Annotated in this window: 11 protein-coding genes; 6 read left to right on the forward strand and 5 right to left on the reverse strand. The window is 66.7% G+C overall.

From position 1 onward, the window contains the following. Nucleotides 1-69: 69 nt before the first annotated feature. Nucleotides 70-696 carry a YiiX/YebB-like N1pC/P60 family cysteine hydrolase gene (locus QE373_RS05240; protein ID WP_309684286.1) on the forward strand — a complete coding sequence of 209 codons (627 nt, stop codon included), beginning with the start codon at nucleotides 70-72 and terminating at the stop codon, nucleotides 694-696. A 29-nt stretch (nucleotides 697-725) separates the two neighbouring features. Continuing rightward, nucleotides 726-1,595, forward strand: a complete 870-nt coding sequence (locus tag QE373_RS05245; RefSeq protein ID WP_309689568.1) for an alpha/beta hydrolase-fold protein — start codon at nucleotides 726-728, stop codon at nucleotides 1,593-1,595. A gap of 57 nt (nucleotides 1,596-1,652) precedes the next feature. On the opposite strand, the gene QE373_RS05250 is transcribed toward QE373_RS05245, so the two are convergent. Then, nucleotides 1,653-2,045, reverse strand: a complete 393-nt coding sequence (locus QE373_RS05250; RefSeq protein WP_309684288.1) for a barstar family protein — start codon at nucleotides 2,043-2,045, stop codon at nucleotides 1,653-1,655. A 261-nt stretch (nucleotides 2,046-2,306) separates the two neighbouring features. Here QE373_RS05250 and QE373_RS05255 point away from each other — a divergent pair, with 261 nt between their 5' ends. The 3 genes from QE373_RS05255 (at nucleotide 2,307) to QE373_RS05265 (ending at nucleotide 6,991) form a co-directional block, all read left to right on the forward strand. Then, nucleotides 2,307-5,054: a PAS domain-containing protein gene (locus QE373_RS05255; protein WP_309689571.1), complete on the forward strand. Its 2,748-nt coding sequence runs from the start codon at nucleotides 2,307-2,309 to the stop codon at nucleotides 5,052-5,054. 103 nt (nucleotides 5,055-5,157) lie between these two features. Then, entirely contained in the window at nucleotides 5,158-5,520 is a 363-nt protein-coding gene (locus tag QE373_RS05260; protein WP_309684290.1) for a glycine zipper 2TM domain-containing protein, read from the forward strand. A gap of 106 nt (nucleotides 5,521-5,626) precedes the next feature. Then, entirely contained in the window at nucleotides 5,627-6,991 is a 1,365-nt protein-coding gene (locus QE373_RS05265; protein ID WP_309684292.1) for a hypothetical protein, read from the forward strand. Between the two features lie 54 nt (nucleotides 6,992-7,045). Here QE373_RS05265 and QE373_RS05270 read toward each other — a convergent pair whose 3' ends face one another. Then, the gene (locus QE373_RS05270) at nucleotides 7,046-8,101 is read right to left on the reverse strand and encodes a low specificity L-threonine aldolase (protein WP_309684294.1); all 1,056 of its coding nucleotides are present in this window, start codon (nucleotides 8,099-8,101) and stop codon (nucleotides 7,046-7,048) included. 417 nt (nucleotides 8,102-8,518) lie between these two features. Between QE373_RS05270 and QE373_RS05275 the strand changes: the two genes are divergently transcribed. After that, nucleotides 8,519-11,098, forward strand: coding sequence for a TonB-dependent receptor (locus QE373_RS05275; protein ID WP_309689573.1), 2,580 nt, complete (start codon nucleotides 8,519-8,521; stop codon nucleotides 11,096-11,098). Between the two features lie 178 nt (nucleotides 11,099-11,276). On the opposite strand, the gene QE373_RS05280 is transcribed toward QE373_RS05275, so the two are convergent. The 3 genes from QE373_RS05280 to QE373_RS05290 all read right to left on the reverse strand — a co-directional run bounded on the left by QE373_RS05280 (nucleotide 11,277) and on the right by QE373_RS05290 (nucleotide 15,926). Next, nucleotides 11,277-12,380: a metallophosphoesterase gene (locus QE373_RS05280; protein WP_309684296.1), complete on the reverse strand. Its 1,104-nt coding sequence runs from the start codon at nucleotides 12,378-12,380 to the stop codon at nucleotides 11,277-11,279. 106 nt (nucleotides 12,381-12,486) lie between these two features. Continuing rightward, nucleotides 12,487-13,518, reverse strand: a complete 1,032-nt coding sequence (locus QE373_RS05285) for a Rieske 2Fe-2S domain-containing protein (RefSeq protein ID WP_309689576.1) — start codon at nucleotides 13,516-13,518, stop codon at nucleotides 12,487-12,489. Nucleotides 13,519-13,667: 149 nt separating this feature from the next. Beyond that, a complete protein-coding gene (locus QE373_RS05290) occupies nucleotides 13,668-15,926 on the reverse strand; it encodes a TonB-dependent siderophore receptor (RefSeq protein ID WP_309684297.1) in 2,259 nt (752 codons plus the stop codon). Between the last annotated feature and the right edge of the window lie 12 nt (nucleotides 15,927-15,938).

Below are 15,938 nucleotides of genomic sequence, written 5' to 3' on the forward strand. Positions count from 1 at the left end.
CGCCACGTTGCTGCGGCAGGCGGGAGCGGCATGGCATCATCGCCGCCTTGTCCTGCGGTGTGATTGTCGATGCGAACCTACCTGCTATGCCTTGCCTTGTTGCTTGCGCCGCTGCTGCCGGCGCAGGCCAGGGCGCCCCAGCCGCAGAACGGTGACCTGTTGTTCGTCACCGCCGCCACTACCGGCCTGAGTGGTGCGATCAACGATGCGACCGGCAAGCCCGGTGCGGTGAGCTATGACCACGTCGCGCTGATCGCACGCGAATCCGGCAGCGCGGTCGTGCTGCACGCCGATGACAAGGGATCGCGCGAGCAGACCCTGGACAGCTTCCTCGATGAGGCCCGGGCCAAGCACCGCCACGTGGTGCTGTACCGGCTCAAGCGCGAACAACGCGCGGCCATTCCGGCGGCCATCGCCAAGGCGCGCACGCTGCTCGGCAAGCCCTACAACTTCACCTACGTGCAGGATGAGGACAGTTACTACTGCTCGGATTTCATCGAGAGCGCGTTCCGTACGCAGCAGGTGTTCGCCACCCAGCCGATGAACTTCAAGAACCTGCAGACCGGGGAAATATCGCCGTACTGGGTGGAGTTCTACCGCAGCCGCGGCATGGACGTGCCGCAGGGGGCGCCGGGTACCAACCCCAACGACATGGCGTCCGCGCCAGTGCTTGAACGTATAGGAGAACTGGAATGATGCGCCTGTTGTGGTCCGGTGTGTTTGCGATGCTGGTGGTGGGCTGCGCCAGCGCGGGCGAGCGGGCAGCTGCCCAACGCGGTAATGGCGCGCCGTACGAGATCATCGGCAGCCAGGTATGGGAGGTGCCGGATCCGGTCTCCGGGCGTGATTACCAGGTATTCGTGCAGCTGCCGGCGTCGTATGAAAAGGAGCAGGCGCGCCGCTATCCGGTGCTGTATGTCACCGATGCAGACTATGCCTTCCCGGTACTGCGCCAGGTAGGGCGCCGGCTGGGCAGTTCGGTGCAGGAGTTCATCCTGGTCGGCGTGTCCTACGCGGTGGGCGAGGAAGGCATGCCCAGCCGCCGCCGCGACTACACGCCCACCGCCAACGGTGCGGAGGGTGCACCGGAGGATGCCGAGCATGGCGGCGGGGCGGCGCACGCCGCTTACCTGCGCGACCAAGTGCTGCCGTACGTGGCCCAGCGCTTCCGCACCGATGAAACGCAGCGCCTGTTCCTGGGGCATTCCTACGGTGCACTGCTGGGTACGCAGATCCTGCTGAGCGAGCCGTCGCTGTTCTCCGGCTATGTGCTGGGCAGCCCGTCCTACTGGTTCGACCAGCACGTGATGGAGCGCATGGAAAAGGCGTCGGCGGCGACCCTGAAGGACATGCCGGCCAAGGTGTATTTCTACATCGGCGAGTACGAGGCGAAGCGGGTCGGCGATCCGCGCTACCTTCAGGACGATGACATGGTGGAAGACGCGCGGCGCATGGAACGCACGCTGCGCGGCCGGCACTATCCCTCGCTGGTGATGCGGCTGGACGTGTTGAACGACGAGGACCACCTGAGCATCGCCCCGCGTGGCTTCACGCTGGGGCTGCGCTATCTGTTGCCGGGAAAGTCCGCGCCGTAGTGGCGAGCGTGGTCGCCACCTGAAGCATCCGCCGAGCACGGCTCGGCGCTACCACGGTCATGCCGGCTGCAGGCGGATGTCAGGGTGGCTGGCGAAGATCTCCAGCACGATGTCGAAGTAGGTCTGCCCGTGGCCCTGCTGCAGCGCGAGCAGCTGTGCCTGCAGGGGGGCGGTGTTGAACGTTCCCGGCTGGTCCAGCTTGTGCTGCAGCCAGGCGGTCGTGGCGGCCACGCCAAGCGCGGCGCGGCTGGTTTCCATGTCCTGCCAGACCACGGTGACGGCCTGCTGGCCCTGCAATGCGCCATAGCCGCCGTACAGCAGGTCATCCAGCGCATCCAGGCTGTTGCCAAGCGCCCAGTCCTCGTCTGCCATGAATACGCGGTTGAGTTCGGCGTAGAGCGAAGGGATATCGACGATGGCGCTGCCCTGCAAGGTCAACTCGACGCTCATCCGGTGCACCGCGAGGGTGCGCGTTGACACTGTTGCTGCCCGTTCTGCATTAGATTGCCCGCTTTCCTGGTCCTGGCGTCTGCAGTTTTGTCGACTTCCACCTACCCGGGCAAGGCCCAACGCGGTTTCCCGTTCACCGACGGGGCTGCTGCCGATTGCATCCGCAGCGTTGACTGGCAGGCTACACCGTTGGGGCATCCGGACGGCTGGCCATCGGCATTGCGCAGTGCCACCAGCCTGATGCTGGCCAGCCCGGAAAGCATGTACCTGGCGTGGGGCGATGAGCTGGTGTTCCTGTTCAACGATGCCTACAGCCCGATCCTGGGCCCGCGTCGGGAGCAGGCAATGGGGGCGCTACTGCGCACGCTGTGGGCAGACGCCTGGGACGCGGTGAAGGGGCCGGTCGAACAGGCCCTGGCCGGTGAAGGATCGCGCTTCGAGGACATGCCGGTGCGGATGAACCGTTACGGCGCGCAGGAGGACACCTGGTGGACGTTCTCGTTCTCGCCGATCCACCTGGATGACGGCAGCGTGGGCGGCGTGTTCTGCGTGACCCGCGAAGTCACCGAGGTGGTCGTGGCGCAGCAGCGGCTGGCGCGCGAGAACGAGCGCCTGATCGCGCTGTTCGAGAAATCACCGATGTTCATGGCCTTCCTGAGTGGCCCGGAGCATCGGGTGGAGCTGGCCAACCCGCGCTATGCCGAAATGGTCGGGCATCGGCCGGTGATAGGCGAGCGGTTGGCCGATGCGATCCCGGAAGTCATCGACCAGGGCTACCTGCCGCTGCTGGACCAGGTGTACCGCAGCGGCGAAACCTATATTGGCACGGAAGTAACCTACGATCCGGTGAGCACCGACGGCAGCGTGGTCGAGCCGCGCAAGCTGGATATCGTCTTCCAGCCGGTCAAGGACGCGGCCGGGCAGTCGGTCGGCGTGTTCGTGCAGGGCCTGGATGTCACCTCGCAGGTGGCGTTGCAGCGCAGCCTCCGGCGCAGCGAAGCGCGGCACCGGCAGATCATGGACAGCGCGATGGACTACGCCATCTTCGCCATGGACCTTGAAGGCCGCATCACCCTGTGGAACGAAGGGGCGCGGCACACGCTGGGCTGGACCGAAGCGGAGATGCTGGGGCAGACCCCGGAGCGTTTCTATATCGAAAAGGACCGCGTGGCAGGCCGGTTCCAGCACGGCATGCGGGTGGCGCTGGCCGAAGGCGGGCTGTCGGGTGAGCGCCCGTTCCTGCGCAAGTCCGGCGAAACCTTCTGGGCGCAGGGCGCGCTGACACTGCTGCGCGACGAGGAGGGTACCGCGATCGGCTTCGTCATCGTGCTGCGCGACCGCACCCTGGAGCGTGCGGCCATCGATGCGCTGGCCGCCAGCGAGCGTCGGCTGGGCGCGCTGGTCGGGGCCTCGTCGCAGGTGCTGTATTCGTTGTCTGCGGACTGGGCCGAGCGCCGGCAGATCCTGCGCCAGGGCGACACCGCGCAACTGCTCGCGCCGGACTGGAACTGGCGCGAAGCGTTCGTGCATCCCGATGACCGCGCCGCGCTGGACGCGGCCATCGCCGAGGCCGACGCGCACAGGAAGCCGTTCGAGATCCAGCACCGCACGCCGCCGCGCAACGGCAGCCACCGCTGGGTGCTGATGCGGGTGGTGCCGATGTTCGATGCCGAAGGCCGCGTCAGCGAGTGGTTCGGCACGGCAACGGACGTCACCGAAAAACGGGAGGCCGAAGAGCGGCTGCAGCAGCTGACGGTCACCCTGGAAGAGCGCGTGCGCGAACGCAGCGCCGAACTGTTGATGACCGAAGAGAAGCTGCGGCAGAGCCAGAAAATGGAGGCGGTGGGCCAGCTTACCGGCGGCATCGCGCACGACTTCAACAACCTGCTGACGTCGGTGTCGATGGGGCTGGAACTGCTGGAGATGCGGGTTGCGCAGGGGCGTATCGACGACCTGGGTCGCTACGTGGAGATGGCGCGTTCCGGTGCCGACCGCGCCGCGGCTTTGACCCAGCGCCTGCTCGCGTTCTCGCGCCGGCAGACCCTGGCCCCTACCGGGGTGGTCGTGGAGCAGATGGTGCTGGGGATGATGGAGATCATCTCGCGCTCGCTGGGGCCGTCGATCACCATCGGCACCCACTTCGCCGATGGCAGTGCCGCCGTGCAGGTCGATGGGCCGCAGCTGGAGAACGCGCTGTTGAACCTGTGCATCAACGCGCGCGATGCGATGCCGGGCGGGGGGGCGCTGGATATCAGCAGCGACGTGGTCGAGCTGGCGGGCAGCGAGGCGGTGGCACTGGAGCTGCCGCCCGGGCCGTATGTGCGGCTGTCGGTGCGCGACACCGGCACTGGCATGGAAGCCGACGTGGTAGCGAAGGTGTTCGAGCCGTTCTTCACCACCAAGCCGATCGGCCAGGGAACCGGTCTGGGCCTGTCGATGATCTACGGATTCACCCGTCAGTCCGGCGGCCAGGTGCAGGTGGAGTCCCGGCCGGGCGAGGGCACCACGATGCACCTGTATCTGCCGCGGCTGGTCGAAGGCATGCAGGCAGCGGACGCTGCGCCGGCGGTGGCGCTGGACAGCGACGTCCCGCGCGGCCCGATGCGCACGGTGCTGCTGGTCGAAGACGAAACCGCGGTGCGCGTGCTGGTCAGCGAGGTGCTGGTGTCGGCGGGGTACCGGGTGATCGAAGCCTCCGAAGGGCCTCCCGCGCTGGATGTGCTCCGGTCCGTTGAAGTAATCGACCTGCTGGTGACCGATGTGGGGCTGACCGGCCCGTTGAATGGCAGGCAGGTGGCCGACGCCGGGCGACAGTGCCGGCCCGGCTTGCCGGTCCTGTTCATCACCGGCTACGCCGCTACCGCGGCCGTGGGCGCCGGGCACCTGGAACCGGGCATGGAAGTGCTGGCCAAGCCGTTCGCCGCCGCCGAGCTGGTGCGACGCGCGAACGCGTTGCTGGACCCCCATCAGCACGCCGCGCGGCCGTCTGGTCAGCACACCGCTGGCTGAACGGGACAGGCGACCTGCACGGTATCTCCACGCGAATTCACCCGGGTTTGCCATCGTCGCGGGAAGACTGGCGACATACACCCGGAACGCCAAGGAGTCCCCGATGAAGATGTCCATCCCCCTGCTCTGTGCTGGCGCCTTGTTGGCCGCCTCCTCGGGCGTGTCCGCACAGTCCTACGGCCCGCGCGACGAAGGCCGCCGCTTCGACGATGGCAGCCGCGTGGTGTGCCGCAACGTGGAAGTGCAGCGCAACAGCAAGGACTCCAACCGCATCGCGGGTACTGCCACCGGCGCGGTGGTCGGTGGCCTGCTCGGCAACCAGGTCGGCGGCGGCAACGGCAAGAAGCTGGCCACCGTGGCCGGTGCGGTAGCCGGTGGTGCGGCAGGCCGCAACATCCAGGGTCGCCACCAGCAGAAGACCGGTGATCGCGTGGTCGAACGCCGCTGCGAGCGCGAGTACAGGTAACCGTAGACCCTGCCGGCTCGCCCGGCAGTCGGCGCATCAGGAAGGCGGCTTCGGCCGCCTTCCTGCGTTTGTGGCATATTCCGGCGACTGCCAAGGATGACCCGCCGTGAATGAATCGCAAGCGCCTGCCACGCCGCTGCCGCAAGCCATGGTCGATGGCAGCGAGCGCCTCTCCCGCGTCCGTGACCGTACCGACGAACTGGAGCTTTTCATCTCTGGCCTGCTGGCCTTCACCCTGCTCGCCGTGCCCGGGCGCATCTTCGATGCGTGGGCGACCAACACCGTGCATACCGAAGGCATCCATGCGCACGCGCTGTGGTTTGGCTTCAGCATCGCCGTCGGCCTGTGCTACGTGGTGGCCATTGCATTGATCGCTCATCTGGCGATCCGCGGCTACTGGGTCGGCCTGATCGGATTGAAGACCCACTTTCCGCAGGGCATCCGCTGGGATCGCATTCCGCTGCTGGGCGGGGTGTCCCGCGACCACTACCAGCGCATGGTGTCCACCCTGGAGCAGTCCATCGCCGGTGCCGATCGGCTGGCGTCGGTGCTGTTTTCGACCACGCTGCTGTTTGCCTTGACGATGGTCTGGACCGGGCTGCTGACCGCCGTCCTTCTGGCGATCGCCGGCGTGGTCGGCGCACTGCTGGGGGCTCCGGACCAGGTCGCCCTCACCGTACTGGGCGTGGCCTACGTTCTGTTCACGGTGACCAGCGTGCTGCCGCTGGTGCTGGAACGCGCGGTGCTGCGCCGGCGCGCGCGCGGGCTTCCAAGCGAACGGCTGGAGCGCGCGGTGCGCGTGGTGCTGCGCGGCATGGGCTTCGTGCTGCCGTTGCGCCTGCTGCTTCCGGTGCAGCTGACCCTGCAGAGCAATCTCTACGCGCGCAATTTCTACGTGGTCTACTTCGGCGCGGTGATGCTGGCGATGGTGATCGGCGGGGTGCAGACCTTCAACTCGACCCGCTTCGCCCTGTTCAACCGCTACGCCGTCGTCACCGACGAGGCCGTGGACCATGGCATGGCCAGCGCGCACTACGAATCCCTGCGCTCCGAACATGATCGGCTGCTGCGCTACCCGATGATCCCCGCCGACCAGATCAGCGAGTCACAGCTGCGGCTGTTCATCCCGCACCAGCCACAGCGCGACAATTCGGTGGCACGCCGCCTGTGTACCGATACCTTGCCCACGGGCGCCAACGTGGCCGAAGGCGAGCAGGCCGCGCGCACCGCCGTGGCCTGCCTGGCGCGGCTGTGGACGATTACCCTCGACGGCGCGCCGGTCGCGCTGGATGCCTTCGTTCCGATGGAGCGACGCGACCTGGAAATGCGCGGGCTGGTCGGCTATCTGCCGCTGCAGGGACTCACGCCCGGACGCCACGACCTGCGCCTGGTGTGGAATGCGCAGAGCACGGCCAAGGGACGGGAGCGACGTCGCGAGTTCCGGATTCCGTTCTGGTACGCGCCGGACTGACGGCGCGGCGATCCCGGATCGTCCGCTGCGCCACCTCCGGCGTCGTGGCTGGCCTCAGCGGCCCAGCACCGCGGCGAACTCATCCAGCTGCTGGTCGCTTGTCGACCACGCCGTGACGAAGCGCACCGGCACCTCATCAGCCCCCAGCGGCATCGACGCAGGCAGGCTGTCCGGGTACCAGTCATAACACTGCACGCCGGCAGCGAGCAGGCGCTCCAGCAGCGCCTTGGGCATCACCACGAACACTTCGTTGGCCTGCACCGGCCAGGCCAGGCGGATGTCCGCGTGTGCCTGCAGGGCGGCGCCCAGCACCTGCGCGGCGTGGTTGGCCTGGCCGGCGAGTTCCAGCCAGTGGTCGTCCTGCAGCCATGCGTTGAACTGGGCGCCGAACAAGCGTCCCTTGGACACCAGCTGGCCCGCGCGCTTGCGCCGGTAGTCGAACCCTTCGGCGAGCGCCGGCTTGAAGAAGACCACCGCCTCGGCGGCCAGCGCGCCGTCCTTGGAGGCGCCGAAGGACAGCACGTCGATGCCGGCGTGCACGGTCATTTCGGCAGGCGTGCAGCCCAGCGCCGCCACCGCGTTGGCGAAGCGCGCGCCGTCCATGTGCACGTGCAGGCCATGCGCATGGGCCACCTCGGAAAGCGCCTTCAGTTCGGCGGGCGTGTAGACCAAGCCGTTTTCGGTGGCCTGTGCCAGCGACAATGCCGACGGCTTGACACTGTGCGGCCGCGCATCGGGCAGCCGCTTGAGCGTAGCGCGCAGCGCCGCTGGGGTGATCTTGCCGCTGTCGGTGGCGATCGGCAGCAGGCGCGCACCCCCGGTGAAGAATTCCGGTGCAGTGGATTCATCGCTGATCAGGTGCGCCTGTGCGTGGCACAGGATGGCATTCCACGGCTGCGCCAGTGCGGACAGCGCCAGGCAGTTGGCGGCGGTACCGGTGGCCACGAAGAAGGCCTTGACGTCGTGGTCGAACACGCGCGCGATGGACTGTTCGGCCTGTTGTGTCCATGTGTCGTTGCCGTACGGCGCGGCGGTTCCCGAGGACGCCGCCACCAGCGCGTCGAGGATGCGTGGCGAGACGCCGGACTGGTTGTCGCTGCCGAAATTCATGTGCTGCCCTGCGATGGATGACATCGTCCAAGCGTACATCCTGCGGCCGCGTGCCGGCGCTTTTGTGCACGCAATGCGCTGGATCTGAAAGCAGCGGCCAGGTGCGCCGAACAATTCGATCACCCGTGCGGAACGGAAAATTAAGTTTTCGATTGCTCTAATGCGCACGACCGATCTGTCGTGATCGGCACACAATTCGCAACCTCTGCCAGCGCCGCCGCGTTGCGCGTGTTCCCCCTGGATTGACCTGTGCGCCGCTCGGCTGCGGGCTGGGCAGGTGCATGCCTTCGTCTGGCGGCGCGTCTCCAAAGGACCACCCCCTGCATGCTCCAGCCTGCCACGTCGATCCGCCCGCGCCGCCGCGTTGCTGCCTCCCTCCTGCTGCGCCGCGCGCTGCTTCCTTCGATGATCGCCGGCATGGTGGGCGTGGCCCAGGCACAGGATCCTTCACCGGCGCCAGCGCCGGCTGCGCCAGCGGCCACCCAGGAACTGGATTCCGTGCAGGTGCGTGGCGTGCGCGGCAGCGCGACCGGCGCGGTGGATGCCAAACAGGCGAAGGCGGAAATCAGTGATTCGGTGGTCGCCGAAGACATCGGAAAGCTGCCTGACAACAGCGTGGCCGCCGCACTGCAGCGGGTCACCGGCGTGCAGGTGGCGCGCGGCGGCGCGGAAGTCGGCACGGTGCTGGTGCGCGGGCTGCCGGACGTGGTGACCACCTTCGATGGCCGCAATGTGTTCACTGCCAGCGGACGCGGCATTGCCCTGCAGGATATCCCCGCCGACCTGCTGCAGAGCGTGGACGTGTACAAGACCGGCAGCGCGAAGTTCCTGGAAGGCGGCATCGGCGGCAGCATCGACGTGCACCTGCGCAAGCCCTTCGACCTGGACAAGGACACCACGCTGGCCGGCAGCATCAGCGCCGTGCAGGGCGACCAGGCCGGCGAAGCCAAGCCCAATGGAAGCCTGACCGCCGCGCACAACTGGGACAGCGGGCACGGGCGGATGGGCGTGCTGGGCAGCATCTCGTTGCAGCAGCGCCCGTACCAGGAAAGCAACAGCTTCCATGGCACCTACGATCGTGTCGCCAATCCGGCTGATCCCTCGCAGGAGATCTTCGTGCCGTACAACGCCGGCGGGCTGGTGGCCAACAACACGCACAAGCGCCGCTCGGCCAACTTCACCTTCCAATGGGCACCCACGGACAACAGCGAGGTGTACCTCGATACGTTCTACGTCAATTACGAGGGCCGCAACAACGTCAACTACTGGATGCCGTTCCCCGGCCTGGTGAACCCGGACAACGTGGACGCTGTCAGCCTGCGCCCCGGCAGCAACGTGATGGACGGTTTCGTGGCGCGCGACCTGTACACGCTGTCCAGCACGCAGGCCCACAAGCAGACCTCCGATACCTTCCAGGCCGCGTTGGGCGGCAAGTGGCACAACGACACCGTCAGCCTGTCCACCGAACTGGCTTACACGTGGAGCACCAACAAGCACCGCGCCATGACCCTGGACATGGGCATGGACGCGCCGTTGATGCACATGCGCGATGCCGGTGGCGTGCCCGATACCTGGGTCACCCAGGCCGATGGTTCGGCCTACGATGTGACCAACCCGGCCAACTGGTACCTCAGCCAGTACTACGACAGCTGGGACGAGCAGAAGGGCGAGGAGTGGGCGTGGCGCGGCGACAGCACGTTCCAGTTCGACGCCGGTCCGTTCAGTTCACTCGATGCCGGCCTGCGGCTGAGCCGTCGCACCGCGTCCAACCATGGCGGCGGTCCGGGAGCGATGGACAACATCAGCGGCCGCCGCGTGCTTGCCAGCGATGTCCCCGGGCTGGCCGCGGTATCACCGGGTGGGATGCTCGATGGTGCGCGCGCGTTCTCCACCGACCGCTGGGCCGTCGCCAACGCGGCCTACCTGCTGCAGCAGACCGCGCAGCTGCGCCAGGTCATGGGCCAGTCACCGGATGCACCGCCGGAGCTGGCCTCGCTGTTCTTCGACAACCGCGAAGACAACTACGCCGCCTACCTGCAGCTCAACTGGGGTACCACGCTGGGCAGCATCCCGGTGGATGGCCGCATCGGCGTGCGCGCCACGCGGCTGGAGTCCGAGCTCAGTGGCACGCGCAGCGTCGATGGGGTGGACGTGCCCAGCCAGATCGAGACATCGCAGACGAGGTTCCTGCCCAATGCCAGCGCCAACGTCTCGTTGCGCGAAGACCTGATCCTGCGGCTGTCCGGCAGCCAGACCATCGCGCGACCGAACTTCGCCGACCTCAATCCACAGCTGAGCCTGTATGAGTCCACGGACAGCCTGCCGGCGCGTGGAAACGGCGGTAATCCGGACCTTCAGGCGGTGGAATCGAAGAATCTCGATGCGTCGCTGGAGTGGTATTTCCAGCCCGGCTCGCTGCTGTCGGCCGCGGTGTTCCATCGCAGGCTGGACGGCTACGTGCAGAGCTACGCCGATGACGAAGTGATCGCTGGCACCAGGTATTCGATCACCCGCCCGCGCAATACCGGCGAAGGTACCCTGAAGGGATTCGAGGTGGGCTACAGCCAGTTCTACGACTTCCTGCCGGGCTGGTTGTCCGGCTTCGGGACCCAGCTCAACTACACCCGCATCAGTGCGGAAGCCGAATCGCCGACGGGTCAACTGCAGCCGCTGACCAACGTATCCAAGCATGCGTTCAACGCGGTGCTGATGTACCAGCACGAGCGCTTCTCCGCGCGGCTGGCGTGGAACCGGCGCACCGATTACGCGACCAGCTTCAACAGTTCCGGCGACCAGCCCAGCGAGATCCGCCAGGGCGACGAGGACTGGCTGGACGTGGCGCTGAACTACGACATCAACGAGCACATCACCGTATTCGCCGAAGCGACCAACCTGCTCGGCGGTTCGACCCGCAACTACTTCGGCAGTCCTGCCTTCCCGCGCGACTTCGCCTCACCCGAGCGCACCTACACGGTGGGGGCACGCTTCCGCCTGTAACCGCCGCCGGAATCGTTGCCGAGTACGTGTGATGCGCCTCTCATCCGGGCCGTCGACGGCGCGGCGCGTTTCGCGTTGACCGGTGACAGCGGGCGGTTCGCCAGCCATGGCGGCTGGCGGCATTCGCGGATCCGCCGCGAAGAGGGCTGAACGGGCAGGCCGCGGCGGATGGGATGACTCAGTCGTCCCGTCCGGTCACACCCGCTGCCAGCGCTGCACGGGTGCCATCCAGCAGGCCACGGCTCAGCCGGCCTTCTTCGATGAACAGCAGTTCGCCGTTCTCACCGTTCTTGATGCTGCTGTCCACCGCGATGACGCGGTCGCCATGGAAGCTGCTGACGTGCGGCATAGAGGTGTGGCCGACCACGATGCGTTTCAGCCCGAGGCGATCGAGCACCGCCTGCACGCCATCGGTATCCAGCCGGCCGTCGAAGTAGCCGCGGTACCAGATCGGGCTGGTCTTGCCGTCATACAGGGGCGCGGTGGCCGGGTCGGCTTTCACCTGGTCGCGCGGGGTGCCCAGCGATGCGCGGTAGGCCGCGTTGGTGGCCGCCGGGTCCAGTGCCAGCGCGAGCGCGTCCGGTGAGATGCCGCCGTGCAGGAACAGGGTGTCGCCGATGCGCAGCAGCACCGGACGGGTGCGCAGCCATTGCCCGATCACCGAGTCCGGACCGTACAGCTGCGGGTAGCTGCGGCCGAGCAGCTGCGCACTGCGCAGGTACTTCGGATTGACGTAACGCAGGTCGTCGTACAGCACCATTGTTTCGTGGTTGCCCAGTACGAAGTGCACCGCGCCGCCGGCGGCGCTGGCCTGTTGCTGCAGGCCGTACAGCAGCCAGAACGCTTCGGTCACCTTCGGCCCGCGATCGAACACATCGCCTGCCACGACCAGCGTATCGGTACCCCGTGCCCAGCGGTCCTGCGCATCGATGATGCCGTTGGCGCGCAGCAACCGTACCAGCAGGTCGTACTGGCCGTGGATGTCGGACAGCACGATGACGCGCGGCGCGGCGGGCAGCACGTCCATCGGCGGGACTGTCGCGGCGGCGATGTCCATGGGATGCGGATAGCCACAGACCGGCGCGATGCGGCGGGCCGTCTGCTCGTGGCTGACCACCTTGTCATCGCAGATCCAGCGCGCCTGCAACGTCTCGCCGTCACGCACCACGTAGGGGCCGTCGGCATCGACGTGGGCGGCCGGAGCGGGCACATCGCGTGCACCGGATGCGCTGCTGGCCAGCAGGCCGACCAGCAGCAGGAAGGGCAGGGAGCGGTGGATCATTGCGGGACATCCGGGAGGGGAAGGGGCAGGGCCGCGAAGGCCCCGACCTGATCCTACCCGCTGTGCGGGCGCAGGGCGCGCTTTGGCACGCCGATGCCTCGCCGTATCAGGCCGTATCGGCGAAGAAGCGGCCGTAGCCTTGTCTGGCCAACGCGCGTCGGTAGGCCAGTGAGCTCCGGTCAGCCGGGAGATGCGCTTCGTACTTTACATCCAGAGGCAGGTTGCGTGGCCGCTGCGCTTCCGCAAGTTGCCGGTCTTCCTCGAAGACGCGCAGGTTGAATGCGTGTATCTGTTCGGACGGCTGGTCGATATTGAAGGTTTGAACGATGGGAGCGAACATCTCCGTGCGCAGGGCTGATGCCGGGCATGCGAAGTTGCCCACGACCAGTCTTGCCGCGTTCGGGAAGTGAATGGTCAACGTGGCGGCGAAGGGAAGGTGGACCTCGAAGTGCCGACGCCAAAGAAAACCGGGTGGGGCGCTCAGGCCCGACCCGCGTGGATAGTTCGCCACCGGGCTCAGGTAGTCCGCTGAGAAGCCGCTTTCGTTGGACACGACTTCGTAGGGGGGGACGTTGCGCTGGCCAGGATCGGCGAAGGTTCCGTGGTGCACCCAGGCGAAGTGGGCGACATCCAGGAAGCCTTCCATCTGGCGGCCCGCAAAGCAGTTGATCGAGAAAGGAGGACAAACCGTGTGCTTGATATCTGCTGCATCCCAAAGCGGAACACACGGAATATCCGGTTCAGCGCCTGGAGCAGGCCACAGGCACGTCCATACCAGGCCATAGCGTTCGAGCGCGGGAAAGGTGCGGAGATGAAGTCGTGGCGACACGGGGTGCCGTGGTTGGCTGGGTATTTCCAGGCAGCGCCCGGCCATGCCGAAGAGCAGTCCGTGGTACCGGCATCGGATCCCGCCACCGTCAGCGTGTCCCATGCTCAAGGGAACGCCACGATGTGGGCAGGCATCGCGGGCGACGACCACTTCGTCGCCGATCCGGTACAGCACCAGTGGCTGGTCGAGCAGCAACGCGGCGCAGGGTGCGCTGCCCAGGTCGCAGGCCCGCATTACCGGGAACCAGTGCCGTGCCAGCAGCTGCCAGTCGGCCGGGTCGAACGTGCAGCCCGATGGGGGAACCGGCATCTCACAGCCGGCAGTGTCATGCGCAGTGGAAGGCGAGGGCATCGGATCTACCTGTCAGGATCGCTCGACAGAAGTCTGCGACCGCCCTCGCTCCGCCTGCCATGCAGGAAACTGTAATCAGCACCTAACGGATCGAGCTACGCCCTCCGTCAGAACTTCGCGCGGACGTTGAACAACACCCGCCGCGGCTCGCCCCAGTAACCTGAGTTGAAGAAACCGACGTTGCGGTAATAGACCTTGTCCAGCAGGTTGGTGACGGTCACCCCGACGCTGACGTTGTCGTTGATGCGATAGCGGCCCATCAGGTCGAACAGCACATAGCCCCCCTGGCGGACCTGGCCCTCGGCGGTGATCGGCGTGCCATTGGCGTTGAAACGGCCGGTGGGAATCGGCTGGGCCTGGGAAATATCGCTCTGCACGGTGAAGCCACCGCCAACGGTCCAGTCGCCCAGGCGGTACGTGGTGTTGAAGCGCGCCAGGTGCATCGGGCTGGTGGAGGCGAAGCGGCTTCCATCCGGATTGCTGCTGTAGGCGTAGGTGTAGCCGCCGGTCATGTTCCAGCGCTCGCTGAGGGATCCGGAGACTTCGAACTCGCCGCCCTGGGTCCTGATGCCCGCGCGCGCAATGTACGGCGTGCTGCCATCGGGCAACCTGATATCACCGGCCGCCGGATCGATCTCCGATACGTTGTCCTGCTCCACGTAGAAGCCATTGAGCGCGGCGTACAAACGGCCGCCGAAGAACTCGCCCTTCAGGCCGTACTCGTAGTTGCCGCCGGTGGTGGGATCCAGCAACCGGTTGTCGATGTCGCGCCGCGCGGTGGCCTGGAACACATCCGAATAGCTGGCGAAGGCGCTGATGCTCGAGCTGAGGTCGTGGATGACGCCCACGTACGGGGTGGCGACGTGCGCGGTGGTGCGTGCGGTCTGGCCGGTGAACACCCCATCCACGTTGTAGCCGTCGGTCGTGGTTTCATAGTCGGAGTAGCGCACGCCGGCGATGACCTTCAACGGGTCGATCGGGTTCAGGCGCACGGCGGCGTAGTAGCCGGTTTCGGTGGTGTTGGTGATGCTGGAGGGGATGCCGGCATTGAAGGTGGTCGGCTTGCCGATGTTGCCGTCCCACGTGAAGATGCTGGGGAAGGCGGTGGTGCTGTACGGACGCGAGGTGATGCCGGCGCGGATGGTATCCAGGTCGCGATCGTAGTGGTTCACGCCGAGTACCAGCTCATGCTGGCGGCCGAACAGCTGGAACGGGCCCGAGGCGTAAAGGTCGAAGGCGTCTTCGCGGGTTTCCGACACCGAATAGGTATCCGACACCGCCAGGCCCAGGCCGGTGATGCGATCGGCAAAGCCGGTGCCGCGCGCGGCATTGTAGCTGTTCGACCCGGCCAGCAGCAGCGAATCGGTATCGGTGGCACGGTGGTTGTAGGCGATGCGGCCGCTCCAGCCCGCCCCCATCTGCTGTTCCAGCGTGGCGAAGTAGTTGGTGCTTTCCCGGTTCCACTCGTTCCAGCGCGCCGCAGCGCTGTAGGAGCGCGGCAGCTTCGCGCGGGTGCCATCGCGGAAGAACAGCGGTGATGCGCTCCACGCGCCACCGTCTGATCCGGTCTTCAGGTAGTCGATGCCGGCGCGCAGGCGGGTGCTGTCGGTCAAGTCGGCCTCGACCACGCCATACAGGCTGGGAGAGGTGTCCTTCTGGAAGCGCACCCAGCTTTCCTTGTCGGTGTAGGCGCCAACCAGTCGCCCGCGCACGCGGCCGCCCTTCGTCAGCGGGCCGGATACATCCAGCTCGGCGCGCTTGTAGTCCCACGAACCGGCACTCAGGCTGGTGCTGGCCTGGAAGGTCTCGGTCGGACGCTTGCGCACCATGTTGACCGTGGCCGACGGATTGCCCGAACCGGTGACCAGCCCGCTGGCGCCGCGCACGATCTCGATCCGTTCGTATACCGAGGTATCGCTGAGGATGGAGTTGCCGCCGGCACCGGTGGTGTAGTTGGTGGGAATGCCATCGAACATGAAGTTGTTGATGGTGAAGCCGCGTGCGTTGAACAGCGTGCGGTTGCTGTCGTAGGACTGCACGGTGACGCCGGGGGTCTGCTGCAGCACCTCGGCGATGGTGATCAGGTTGAAGTCTTCGATGCGCTGGCGGGTGAACACGGTGAGAGACTGTGGCGTCTCACGCAGGGTCAGCGCCAGCTTGGTGGCGGTATTGGTGCCATACACCTGATAGCCCTCGGTGCGCTGGGTGACCAGCACCCGGTCCAGGTCGGTGGCATCGGTGGCGCCGTTGGTGGTCGTAGTGGCGTTTGCCTGTGCGCAGGCCAGTGGCGCAGCCAGCAGCCAGGCCACGGCCATCGACACGGCAAGGGCGTTCCGGCGCGGGGCGCCGGAGGACAGCATTTTCATCAGCGGGATCTC

The sequence above is a fragment of the Stenotrophomonas sp. SORGH_AS_0321 genome (assembly GCF_031453215.1).
GTDB classification, from domain to species: Bacteria; Pseudomonadota; Gammaproteobacteria; order Xanthomonadales; family Xanthomonadaceae; genus Stenotrophomonas; species Stenotrophomonas chelatiphaga.

Bases quoted from the DNA above. Each gene is read 5' to 3' on its own strand.
- QE373_RS05240 (WP_309684286.1), top strand. From the start codon at position 70: ATGCGAACCTACCTGCTATGCCTTGCCTTGTTGCTTGCGCCGCTGCTG.
- QE373_RS05245 (WP_309689568.1), top strand. From the start codon at position 726: ATGCTGGTGGTGGGCTGCGCCAGCGCGGGCGAGCGGGCAGCTGCCCAA.
- QE373_RS05250 (WP_309684288.1), bottom strand. From the start codon at position 2,045: ATGAGCGTCGAGTTGACCTTGCAGGGCAGCGCCATCGTCGATATCCCT.
- QE373_RS05255 (WP_309689571.1), top strand. From the start codon at position 2,307: ATGTACCTGGCGTGGGGCGATGAGCTGGTGTTCCTGTTCAACGATGCC.
- QE373_RS05260 (WP_309684290.1), top strand. From the start codon at position 5,158: ATGAAGATGTCCATCCCCCTGCTCTGTGCTGGCGCCTTGTTGGCCGCC.
- QE373_RS05270 (WP_309684294.1), bottom strand. From the start codon at position 8,101: ATGAATTTCGGCAGCGACAACCAGTCCGGCGTCTCGCCACGCATCCTC.
- QE373_RS05275 (WP_309689573.1), top strand. From the start codon at position 8,519: ATGGTGGGCGTGGCCCAGGCACAGGATCCTTCACCGGCGCCAGCGCCG.
- QE373_RS05280 (WP_309684296.1), bottom strand. From the start codon at position 12,380: ATGATCCACCGCTCCCTGCCCTTCCTGCTGCTGGTCGGCCTGCTGGCC.
- QE373_RS05285 (WP_309689576.1), bottom strand. From the start codon at position 13,518: ATGCCGGTTCCCCCATCGGGCTGCACGTTCGACCCGGCCGACTGGCAG.
- QE373_RS05290 (WP_309684297.1), bottom strand. From the start codon at position 15,926: ATGAAAATGCTGTCCTCCGGCGCCCCGCGCCGGAACGCCCTTGCCGTG.